Source organism: Gammaproteobacteria bacterium (genome assembly GCA_016765075.1).
Taxonomy (GTDB): Bacteria; Pseudomonadota; Gammaproteobacteria.
Genome location: JAESQP010000124.1, coordinates 1 through 11,888 on the forward strand (window position 1 = coordinate 1; position 11,888 = coordinate 11,888).

At 46.1% G+C, this 11,888-nt stretch carries 8 protein-coding genes and 2 tRNA genes; 5 read left to right on the top strand and 5 right to left on the bottom strand.

Annotated elements, in window-relative coordinates; genetic code table 11:
- Positions 1 to 219: 219 nt before the first annotated feature.
- The 5 genes from mfd to JKY90_07450 form a co-directional block, all read right to left on the bottom strand.
- Positions 220 to 3,705, bottom strand: a complete 3,486-nt coding sequence (gene mfd, locus JKY90_07430) for a transcription-repair coupling factor (GenBank protein ID MBL4852094.1) — start codon at positions 3,703 to 3,705, stop codon at positions 220 to 222.
- A 23-nt stretch (positions 3,706 to 3,728) separates the two neighbouring features.
- Positions 3,729 to 4,286: a Smr/MutS family protein gene (locus tag JKY90_07435; GenBank protein MBL4852095.1), complete on the bottom strand. Its 558-nt coding sequence runs from the start codon at positions 4,284 to 4,286 to the stop codon at positions 3,729 to 3,731.
- Between the two features lie 255 nt (positions 4,287 to 4,541).
- Positions 4,542 to 4,616: transfer RNA gene (locus JKY90_07440), tRNA-Asn, on the bottom strand.
- Between the two features lie 80 nt (positions 4,617 to 4,696).
- Positions 4,697 to 5,272 (bottom strand): GspH/FimT family pseudopilin, encoded by a 576-nt coding sequence (locus tag JKY90_07445; protein ID MBL4852096.1) that lies wholly within the window; start codon positions 5,270 to 5,272, stop codon positions 4,697 to 4,699.
- Positions 5,273 to 5,482: 210 nt separating this feature from the next.
- A complete protein-coding gene (locus JKY90_07450) occupies positions 5,483 to 6,661 on the bottom strand; it encodes a pyridoxal phosphate-dependent aminotransferase (GenBank protein ID MBL4852097.1) in 1,179 nt (392 codons plus the stop codon).
- Between the two features lie 114 nt (positions 6,662 to 6,775).
- Here JKY90_07450 and uvrB point away from each other — a divergent pair, with 114 nt between their 5' ends.
- From uvrB to rpmI, 5 genes are all read left to right on the top strand, one after another.
- Positions 6,776 to 8,839 (top strand): excinuclease ABC subunit UvrB, encoded by a 2,064-nt coding sequence (gene uvrB / locus JKY90_07455; protein MBL4852098.1) that lies wholly within the window; start codon positions 6,776 to 6,778, stop codon positions 8,837 to 8,839.
- Positions 8,840 to 8,984: 145 nt separating this feature from the next.
- Positions 8,985 to 9,062 (top strand) — tRNA-Val (locus JKY90_07460).
- A 65-nt stretch (positions 9,063 to 9,127) separates the two neighbouring features.
- Positions 9,128 to 11,050 (top strand): threonine--tRNA ligase, encoded by a 1,923-nt coding sequence (thrS, locus tag JKY90_07465; GenBank protein ID MBL4852099.1) that lies wholly within the window; start codon positions 9,128 to 9,130, stop codon positions 11,048 to 11,050.
- A gap of 3 nt (positions 11,051 to 11,053) precedes the next feature.
- On the top strand, positions 11,054 to 11,569 hold the full coding sequence (infC, locus tag JKY90_07470) for a translation initiation factor IF-3 (protein MBL4852100.1): 516 nt from the start codon (positions 11,054 to 11,056) through the stop codon (positions 11,567 to 11,569).
- 42 nt (positions 11,570 to 11,611) lie between these two features.
- A complete protein-coding gene (gene rpmI / locus JKY90_07475) occupies positions 11,612 to 11,809 on the top strand; it encodes a 50S ribosomal protein L35 (protein ID MBL4852101.1) in 198 nt (65 codons plus the stop codon).
- Positions 11,810 to 11,888: the final 79 nt, after the last annotated feature.

Genomic DNA, 11,888 nt, shown 5'->3' on the forward strand with positions numbered 1-11,888 from the left:
AGAGCCTGAGCTCGTCTGTAAGCCCCGCAGGGCGTGACCCCAAGCATGCATCTGCCGCGTTACAATCCTTGACAAGGCAACCAGCCTTGCCTGCGGATTGCGCCTTGCATCTGCACGCTTGGGGTCACGCAGAGGCTGCAAGCAATTAATAGAGGTACCCTTAAGTATTTTCATTGTCTGAAATTAGTTTAAATATATTTAATATCTATTTGATTTATATTATTTTTCTGAAAGAGTCTTGATAAGTTGTTGGACACAAATAAAGCGTGCATCAATGTCTTCCATATCATCTTTAAAGCGCAGTGTTTCTGGGCCATCCATACGATAGTTGCCATGTGTTTCTTGCATTAATTTTATAATCGCCATTGGCTCAATATCAGGTTCAGGATTAAACAAGACGCGACCCGATGTCGCACTTGCTTCGATTTTTCGAATACCTATAGCTTCAGCTTGAATTTTTATTTCGCTAACACGAAATAGTGTTTTTGCGTGTTCTGGTAGCAGACCAAAACGATCAATCATTTCGACTTGCAGTTCATCTAAAGTCTCTATGTTAGTTGCACTGGCAATGCGTTTATAGATAACCAAACGTGTGTGCACATCGGGTAAATAGTCCTCAGGAATAAGCGCCGGGGTACGTAGATCAACCTCACAACCGTGTTTTAATGGCTTGTCAAAATCGGGGATTTTGCCCGATTTAAGGTCATTGACAGCGCGTTCGAGCAATTGTGAATACATAGAAAAACCAATTTCATGTATTTGTCCGCTTTGCTCACTACCCAGCAATTCACCGGCACCACGAATCTCAAGATCATGTGTTGCCAGGGTGAAACCAGCACCGAGTTCTTCGAGCGACTCAATTGCCTCGAGCCGTTTGGCGGCATCGGGCGTAATCACTGATTTGTCAGGAACCAGTAAATAGGCATACGCACGATGATGCGAACGGCCAACACGGCCACGTAACTGATACAGTTGCGCCAGGCCAAAACGGTCGGCACGATCAATAATAATGGTGTTCGCTGTCGGCACATCAATACCGGTTTCGATAATCGTCGTACAGACCAGTACATGAAAACGCTGGTGATAAAAGTCGAGCATGACTTTTTCTAAATCGCGCTCACGCATCTGACCATGCGCTACTTCGACTTTAGCTTCGGGTAGAAGTTCTTTAACACGGCGTGCGACACGCTCAATATCTTCGACTTTATTGTGTACAAAATAAATCTGGCCGCCACGTTTAATTTCGCGCCATATTGCTTCTTTTAATAGCAGGTCATTCCACTCAGTGACAAATGTCTTGATCGCAACACGTTGTTTCGGCGGTGTCGCAATAATGGATAGGTCGCGCATGCCGGCTAGTGACATATTGAGTGTGCGCGGTATCGGTGTCGCGGTTAGTGTCAGTACATCCACTTGAGAGCGCAGTGCTTTAAAGCGTTCTTTTTGACGTACACCAAAGCGATGTTCTTCATCAATAACCACCAGGCCGAGTTGTTTAAATTTAATTGAATCTTGCAAAAGTTTATGCGTGCCAATGACAATATCGACAGTGCCGTTAGCCAGGCCTTCGATGATGGTGCCATGTTGTTTGGTGCCAAAGCGTGATAAGACTTCAATACGCAGTGGGCTATCAGCAAAGCGGTCACAAAAATTCTGATAGTGTTGTTGCGCTAATAGCGTGGTAGGGACGAGTACAGCGACCTGGTAATTGGCATTGGTTGCGATAAACGCTGCGCGCATAGCTACCTCGGTTTTACCAAAACCGACATCACCACAAATCAGGCGATCCATTGGCTGCGATGAAGCCATATCGTTAATGACAGCATCGATGGCGCTAGCCTGATCAGGGGTTTCTTCAAACGGGAAAGCACTGGAAAAAGTAGCGTAGGCATCATCAGGCTCGGGAAAAGCATGGCCTTTTTGCGCTGCGCGTCGAGCGTATACATCGAGCAATTCCGCGGCGACATCACAGGCGCGTTGCGCAGCTTTTTTCTTTGCCTTTTGCCATTGTTCCGTGCCCAGTCGGTGTAAGGGCGCATTGTCGGCCGCTGCGCCGCTGTAGCGACTGATTAGATTTAATGTCGAGACGGGCACATAGAGCTTATCGTTATTGGCATATTCAAGCAGTAAAAACTCTGTGGTAATACCGCTGGTGGTGAGGGTTTCAAGGCCGAGGTAGCGACCGACACCATGGTCTTCATGTACCACTGGCGCGCCGATCTGAAGCTCGGAGAGACTTTTGATAATGGCATCGCTATCGCGTGAACGTTGTTTACGGCGGCGCTTTTGTAAGACTTGTTCACCAAATAACTGTGGTTCAGCGACGATAGCAATGGCAGGCTGACGTAACAGAGCGCCATGTTCCAACGGTGAAACGGTAATGGCAAGTTTACTGTCACTTTGGTAAAAAGTTGACCAATCAGCCATAGCTGCTGGAAAGATGTCATACCGGTGTAAGAGTTCCAGCATGGCTTCACGGCGACCCGCACTTTCAGCAACAAACAGGATGCGACCGTTGAAATTTTTAATGAAGGTTTTTAACGCCTGCTCAGGATGCTCGTCGCGATGATTAAAATATAGCTCAGGAGGTGTTTGGGTTTGATAATTGAGCGCGCTGGCGGCGGTTTGTTTGACTGATTTTAAATTTAACCGCGCCAAGTTATTACATTGTTGTGGTAAAGCTTCAGGCGCTAAAAATATTTTTTCGGGTGGTAAGATTGGCCGTTGAATATCATGGCGAGCTTGTTCATAGCGCTCATTGGCTTCCTGCCAAAAACTTGCGGCAGCCGCTTCACTGCCATCCATTTGCACAATCAGGCTATTGTCAGGCAAGTAGTCAAACAGTGTGGCCGTGTTCTCATAGAACAGAGGCAAGTAATATTCGATACCAGAGGGTGCATTACCCTGGCTGACCTCACGATAGATAACGGTTTCACTGGCGTTACCTTCAAATTCATTACGATAACGTTGACGAAAACGTGTAATGCCGTTTTCATCTAGCGGAAACTCGCGAGCTGGCAATAAACGCAGTTGTTCAAAGTTTTTGTCGGAGCGTTGATCTTCTGGATTAAAACTGCGAATGCTTTCAATTTCATTGTCAAATAGATCTATGCGATAGGGAATCTCACTGCCCATGGGAAAAAGATCAACGAGACTGCCACGCACTGCGAACTCGCCGTGTTCCATGACTTGTGAAGCACAGCGATAGCCCGATTGTTCAAAACGCAAGCGCATTTTTTCGATATCAAACTGTTGCCCTACATCAAGCAATAAGCTATTGGCATCGAGATAATTGCGCGGTGGTAGCCGATGCAATAATGTGGACATCGGTATGATAACGATGCCTTGTTGATATTGCGGTAGTTGACACAGCACGGCTAAACGTTCAGAAATAATGTCTTGATGCGGCGAAAAGACATCATAGGGTAGCGTTTCCCAATCGGGAAATAGATGGCTTGGAATGTTTTTATTGTAGAAACTTACCTCGTCTAATAGACGATAAGCACTGCGTGCGTCAGACGTGACGACAAGCACCACGGAAGAGTGTTGTTGCGCAATATTGCTAATAAGCAAGCCTGCGGCACTACCGTAAAGTTGGCCACACTCAAGTATTGATCCACGAGCGGGGATTACTGGGTCTAGAATATTCAATTCGGAAATATTCAGCTCGGGATCCGTGTCCCGAGGCACTGCTACAATTGTCATATATTAATAGAGGTGCCCTTTAGTTAGCGCTTTTGTTTTATCAGTACGTAGACGGCACCTGTGCCACCATCACGTTGTTTTGCTGAGTGAAAGGCAACTACGGTATTAGAGCGGCGTAGCCAGTTATTGATGCGTGTTTTGAGTACCGGTTGTTGATTGGTCGAACGATAGCCTTTGCCGTGAATAATCTTGACGCAACGTTTCCCCATTGTTTGTGCTCGATAAAGAAATTCTGCCAATATTGGTTTAGCGATGGCGACGGTCATACCATGCATATCAAGCTCAGCTTCAATGGCGTACTGGCCTCGGCGTAGCTTACGCATAATACCGTGCTGTATGCCAGTACGGGAATAAGAGAGTGAATCTTCTGTATCAACGTTGGCCTGCGCTTCAGTTTGATCGGAGTCAACGGTAGCAAACATATCCTCAAGCACTTGTTGTTCATCGTTTAAACGCTGCCTAGGTAGTGGTTTTGGGCGAGTAGTCCGATGAATTACACGGTTATTTTTGATCTGTTTGACAGAACCTACCGTGGCGCGAAATAGCTCGAAATCGGCATCGTTGGATTTGGATGAGGTCATGGTATTACGATATCTGCTTTATTCGTGTTACGCACGTATATTCTATGCAGGTCAGAAATAATTATCACCTAATACTGGCTGGATAGCTTTATGAAGGCATTATCTGGGTTCGATTCGGTAATTTTAAAAAGGAATGGTATTGGGTGAAAAAGTGGATCATGTTGCCAATGGTGATCACGAAGAAGATATCAAATCAGCGCAGCGCGTTTAATCAAGAGAGCCTAGGCAGGATGGTCTGCTTGCCTCTGCTAAGTATGGCTCCCCGGGACGGATTCGAACCGCCGACAAAGTGATTAACAGTCACCTACTCTACCACTGAGTTACCGGGGAATAACGCTGGAAAGCGCGCTAGTTTAGCGGTGAGGCTTATATCGGTCAATAGCAGATAGGAATTAGTCTGAATAAAGTGACTAATCAGGACAATTGATGGCTTTTCCGTTTGGTAAATAGGATGAACTGCGTAATCGGCCTGTGTTAGACAGTACCAGGGCACGTTTAAGCGCTGTATTACGCGAATTACAAATAGCAAATGTGCCATTATAGTTGGTTGTTCCACTGGCTTGAAAACGCACGTAGTTATCAACGGGGCGGCCGTTATAAATAATGCTTGTCGTGCCGGATAATGCGCTTTGTTGGCGTGTTAATGGTTCATCGTCGTCTCGACGGCGGTCACCGTCTTTATCGTAATAGACCATCCAGCCATCATGCCAGCGATCCCCTTTGGCACAATTAAGGCCATCTTGCGTAATACAGATAATAACCTCGGTGCCGGTTTTTATGGCTTCGCTACGTGCAAAGTTCATGTCGGCGACCAAGGTATTAACAACAGTTGTCAGTTCATTACGCTGAAGCAAGTTACCGAAACTGGTTGATAGAGTCACTAATATTGCCGCAATGGTAAGCGTGACCATTAGCTCGATCAGGGTAAAACCTCTCGCTAGCAAGTACGGCAAGGAATGCCGCCAAACTTGTCGTGGGATATCCATATCCACTTCCTTGTTATGAGCAGCCTTCCTGGCCGCGTCGTAATTATCGCAGGTTTAAGTGCTTAGTATTTATAGGCTCAATCTGACAAGACGTGTAGGATATTGCCGTTACCAAGGGGCTGTTGGCGCTTTATTTTTATCACTGTTGCGCCTACAAAAATGCCAATCACTAAAAGTAGGCGTTCGATGAAAATGAAACGCCAACAGTCTCTAATTAAAGCGCTTGGCAATACGCGTTAGTGCATCCTTAAGTGTCGCAAGATCTGTGGCAAATGATAAGCGCATATAACCCGGTGCACCAAAGGCACTGCCAGGTACTAAAGCGACACCTAACTCGCTGATCAAATATTCAGCAAGCTCAATATCATCATTGACTCCGTCGACCGCATCAATAAGGTCTTGTACCTGAGGAAAGGCATAAAATGCACCCGTAGACTTGATGCAATGCACCCCTTTAATCGAATTGAGCATAGCGATAACATAATCGTGTCGCTGTTTAAATGCCTTGACCATGTTATTGAGATCATCCGCGGGGCTGTTCAGTGCAGCAGTCGCTGCCGCTTGAGCAATAGACGTGGGATTAGAGGTGCTTTGTGACTGAATGGTTTTCATTGCACTAATTAATTCGATGGGACCAGCAGCATAACCAATACGCCAGCCAGTCATGGCATAGGCTTTCGATACGCCATTGATTACGACGGTGCGGTTTAACAATTCTGGGCAGACATTAACAATGTTACAAAATGAATCGTTCGCCCAAAAAATATGTTCGTAGATATCATCACTAAGAATAACGACTTTTGGATAATCAAGTAGCACATCTGCCAAGGCACGCAGTTCGGTTGCGCTATAAACTGATCCAGTCGGGTTGCTTGGGCTGTTAAGGATGAGCAGGCGCGTTTTATCGGTTAACGCGCCTTTTAATTCGTTTGGCGTAATTTTGAACTGTTGTTCGATCTCGGTGTGAATAATAACCGGCGTGCCTTCGGCCAGCTTAACCATATCAGGATACGATACCCAGTAGGGCGCAGGGATAATGACTTCATCACCTACATCAAGCAAGGCTTGGCAAAGATTATAGATACTGTGTTTAGCCCCCACTGAAACGAGAACTTGGTCCAGCTGATAATCGAGCTTATTGTCACGCTTGAATTTATCGCAAATCGCTTGCCGCAGCTCAACTGTGCCAGCGACTGCCGTGTATTTCGTCATACCCGCATTGATCGCATCAATAGCCGCTTGCTTGGCAAGCTGTGGCGTATCGAAATCAGGTTCGCCAGCGCTAAGGGTAATAACATTCTCGCCAGCGGCTTTGAGCGCATTGGCTTTGGTAGTAATAGCAAGGGTGACAGAAGGTTTGATCTTTTGTGTGCGATGCGCGAGCTTTATGATCATCAGTGTTGGCTACAGGTATTGTATGGTGTGTATTTTTTGTTAGAACAGTTGTTGTCAGAGGTTCCTTACATAATAATGCATGAATTCGATTTGCAATAGTAGTAAATGATGACAATTGGTAGTAAAACCAAACTAGCACATGGCAAACGCTTTCAACTGATCTCAAAATTCTCTCCTGCAGGAGATCAACCTCAGGCAATAGCACAGCTTACAGAAGGCTTGAACGATGGTTTAGCCAGGCAAACCTTGTTGGGTGTTACCGGTTCAGGCAAGACATTTAGTATTGCCAAAGTCATTGAGAATGTGCAGCGGCCAACAATGATACTGGCGCCCAACAAAACTCTGGCAGCTCAGCTTTACGGCGAAATGCGCGAGTTTTTCCCTAATAACTCGGTGCAATACTTCGTTTCCTATTACGACTATTATCAGCCTGAAGCCTATGTACCATCATCTGACACCTTTATTGAAAAAGATGCCTCCATTAATCAACACATCGAACAAATGCGCTTGTCCGCCACCAAGGCCATTATGGAGCGCCAGGACACTATTATTGTCGCATCGGTATCATCGATATATGGCTTGGGTGATCCCAAAGCCTATTTGAGCATGGTGTTACATCTGGTTCGTGGTGATATTGTTGAGCGCCACACCATTTTACGCCGTCTGTCGGAGCTGCAATATAAACGCAACGATGCCGATTTATATCGCGCCACCTATCGCGTGCGTGGTGATGTGATTGATATTTTTCCCGCCGAATCCGATGGTGAGGCTGTTCGAGTCAGTATGTTTGATGATGAAATCGAATCGCTAGCCTGGTTTGACCCGTTAACTGGCGAGATTTTGCGTAAAGTGCCACGTCTAACTATTTATCCTAAATCACATTATGTGACACCACGCCAACGCCTGCTTGAAGCCATTGACCACATTAAAGATGAATTGCTCGAATGCCTGGGGCAGTTGCGTGACAACAATAAACTCGTTGAAGCGCAGCGGCTAGAGCAACGCACCATTTTCGATATCGAGATGATACGAGAGCTGGGCTATTGCTCTGGTATTGAAAACTATTCACGTTACTTGTCCGGCCGTAATCCCGGCGAACCACCGCCAACCTTGTTTGATTACCTGCCAAGCGATGCCTTATTGGTCATCGACGAAAGCCATGTGACCGTGCCACAACTCGGTGCTATGTACAAAGGTGACAAGGTGCGTAAAGAAAACCTGGTTGAGTATGGCTTTCGTTTACCATCGGCGTTGGACAATCGCCCCATGATGTTTGAAGAATTTGAAGCGCTTGCACCACAAACGATTTATGTCTCAGCCACCCCAGGGCTTTATGAACAAGAGCATGCCGATGGTGTTGCTGAACAACTTGTACGCCCAACTGGCCTGGTTGACCCCGAAATTGAAATCAGGCCGGTTGCAACGCAAGTCGATGACGTTATGTCTGAAGCCAATAAACGCGCTGCCATCGGTGAGCGCGTACTGATTACGACACTGACTAAACGCATGTCAGAAGATCTCACCGACTATTTAAGCGAGCATGGTGTTCGTGTACGCTATTTGCATTCCGATATTGACACCGTTGAGCGTGTCGAAATTATTCGTGACTTGCGGCTGGGTAAATTCGATGTATTAATTGGCATTAACTTGTTGCGTGAAGGACTCGACATTCCAGAAGTCTCATTGGTCGCCATTCTTGATGCTGACAAAGAAGGCTTTCTTCGCTCCGAGCGCTCCCTGATTCAGACCATCGGCCGCGCTGCGCGTAACCTCAATGGTCGTGCCATACTCTATGCTGACCGTATCACTGGCTCGATGAAGCGTGCGATGGATGAAACCGAGCGTCGCCGTAATAAGCAGACCCAGCATAATATCGATCATGGTATTACTGCCAGGGGCATTGAGAAGTCCGTCACCGACATTATGGAGGCTGCCTATCCCGGCGCACCCTTATCACCTAAAAACTATGCCAGAGTGGCCGAAGAAATGGCTGAGTATGGCGATTTAGGCAGCGATAAGCTCAACCACAAAATTAACGAACTCGAAAAGAAAATGTTCAAACATGCACAAGAGCTTGAATTTGAACAAGCTGCCAAAACACGCGATCAAATCCGCAAACTCGAGGAAAGAGCGATGGGTATGCCTGAATTAAAGTTTCTCAAGCGCAAGTAGATGAAAAATGACGAGCTAGTAAGGCGGCACTAACCCTGAAAGACTTGATTCTATTGAAGAAATTCGCATGATCCTTGCCCAATTCTCCTTGTAAGGGTGACCTTTATTGCTGTATCCTCTCGCACTTGCCATTTCGTATAGATGCAGGCGCGTAGCTCAGCTTGGTTAGAGCACCACCTTGACATGGTGGGGGTCGTTGGTTCGAGTCCAATCGCGCCTACCAATTTTCGAAACCAATTTATTCACTAAACATCATGTGGCCCCTAGTTAAGGAGCCACTGAGAGACAATGCCTGACATTACACTCCCCGACGGTAGTAAACGTCACTTCGATCATCCCGTAACCATCATGCAAGTCGCCGAGGACATTGGTCCTGGCTTAGCCAAGGCTACGCTTGCCGGAAAAGTGAATAGTGTGCTGACCGATGCCTGTGTTGCCATTGAAAACGACGCGAAACTGGAGATCATCACCTCAAAGAGCCAAGAGGGGGTTGAAATCATTCGTCATTCCTTTGCTCATTTAATGGGTCATGCGGTGAAACAGCTCTATCCGACTGCCAAGATGACCATTGGTCCCGTCATAGATAATGGCTTTTATTACGATATTGATTACGAACGCACCTTTACGCCAGGCGATATTGACGCCATTGAAAAGCGTATGAACGAGCTGGTTAAAAAAAACTACGACGTTATACGTACAGTTGTGACGCGTGATGAAGCCTATAAAGTATTTAAAGAGCGTGGCGAAGATTATAAAATGGAGCTGGTGGAGAACATTCCTGACGGCGAAACCATAGCCCTTTATCAGCACGAAGAATACACCGATATGTGTCGTGGCCCACACGTGCCTAATACACGACACCTGCGCGCATTTAAGCTAACAAAATTAGCTGGCGCGTATTGGCGCGGCGATGCAAAAAACAAAATGTTACAGCGTGTTTATGGTACTGCCTGGACTGATAAAAAATCATTGAAGGCCTACTTAAACCAGTTAGAAGAAGCAGCCAAACGTGACCATCGTAAAATTGGTAAGCAGCATAATTTATTTCACTTGCAAGAAGAAGCGCCCGGCATGGTGTTTTGGCATCCGAAAGGCTGGACAATTTATACGCTTATCCAGGAATACATGCGTAAAATTCAACGTGATAATGGTTACCAGGAAATTAATACGCCGTTATTGGTTGATCGCACCTTGTGGGAGAAATCGGGGCACTGGGAAAAATTCCGTGAAGATATGTTTGTCGTTGAATCTGAAAACCGTGATTATGCGGTAAAACCGATGAACTGCCCGTGCCATGTACAGGTGTTCAATCAAGGCTTACGTAGTTATCGCGATTTGCCTTTGCGTCTGGCTGAGTTTGGTAGTTGTCATCGCAATGAAGCCTCAGGAACTTTGCAGGGTATTATGCGTGTGCGTGCGTTCACGCAAGATGATGCACATATCTTTTGCACCGAAGCGCAGATTCAAGACGAGGTGGCGACCTTTATTGATCTGCTGTATTCGGTTTACGCTGATTTTGGCTTTAACGAGATATTGATTAAACTTTCAACACGGCCTGAGCAACGCGTCGGTTCTGATGAGATTTGGGACAAGGCCGAGCTAGCTTTAGAGCAAGCGCTCAATACCAAAGACATTGCATTTGACGTTTTACCCGGTGAAGGTGCCTTTTATGGGCCAAAGATTGAATTCTCGCTAAAAGATTGTATTGGTCGCGTTTGGCAATGCGGCACAATTCAAGTTGATTTTTCAATGCCCGGTCGTTTGGATGCACAATATGTCGCCGAAGACGGTTTACGGCAAACCCCAGTCATGATTCATCGCGCGATTTTGGGTTCGTTAGAGCGATTTATCGGCATTTTGATTGAAGAATACGCGGGCATCTTTCCGCTCTGGTTGGCGCCGACACAGGCCGTTATTTTGAATATTTCGGCAAATCAGGCCGAATATGTGCAAAAAATTGAAAAAATCCTTAAAAAACATGGTCTCAGGGTCGATTCGGACTTGAGAAATGAGAAGATCAGCTTTAAAATCCGCGAGCACACTTTGCAACGTGTTCCCTATATGCTGGTCGTTGGTGACCGCGAAATGGAAAACGACACTATTGCAGTCAGGTCGGTGGATGGTAAAGACCTTGGGTCAATGCCGTTAGACATGTTTATAGAGAAGATGAATAAAGAAATTATGGCACTTGGCCGTAATCCGGAGGATTAGAGTATCGCTGTTGATAAAAGAACTCGTCTCAACGAGACGATTACATCGCCCAATGTACGTTTGATTGGTGTGGATGGTGAGCAGGTAGGGATTTTAGCTATCGCAGATGCATTAAGCTACGCTAAAGAAAATAGCATGGACCTGGTTGAAATAGTACCAAATAGTGAGCCACCTGTTTGTCGGGCAATGGATTACGGCAAATCTATTTTTGAGGCCAGCAAAAAGCGTCAGGCAGCCAAGAAAAAGCAAAAGCAGACCCAGGTTAAAGAAATTAAGTTTCGCCCCGGTACTGATATTGGTGATTATAATATTAAGTTACGTAATCTCAAGCGCTTCCTAGGTGAAGGCGATAAGGCCAAGGTGACATTACGTTTTCGTGGTCGTGAAATGGCTCACCAGGGGCTGGGTTTACAGCTATTGCAACGTGTAGCTAAAGATTTGGAAGAACACGGCGCGGTTGAGCAGCATCCCAAGAGTGAAGGTCGCCTGATGACTATGGTCATAGCGCCAAAAAAATAGTTTATTGTTTTTTTAATTGTAGTGTTTATCGAGGAGTTATCGATGCCAAAAATGAAGTCAAACAGTGGCGCCGCCAAACGCTTTAAGCGTAACGGCAGTGGCAACTTCAAACGTGGGCAATCATTTCGTAGTCATATACTGACTAAAAAGAGTGCTAAACGTAAGCGTCACCTCGGTGCGCCTGCTCAAGTTCACGCATCTGATGCAGCGGCAGTTGCCCGCATGCTACCTTATGCTTAATTATTAGGAATATATAAGACATGCCTAGAGTAAAACGCGGCGTTGTTGCACACGCCAGACATAAAAAAATCCTTGAGCA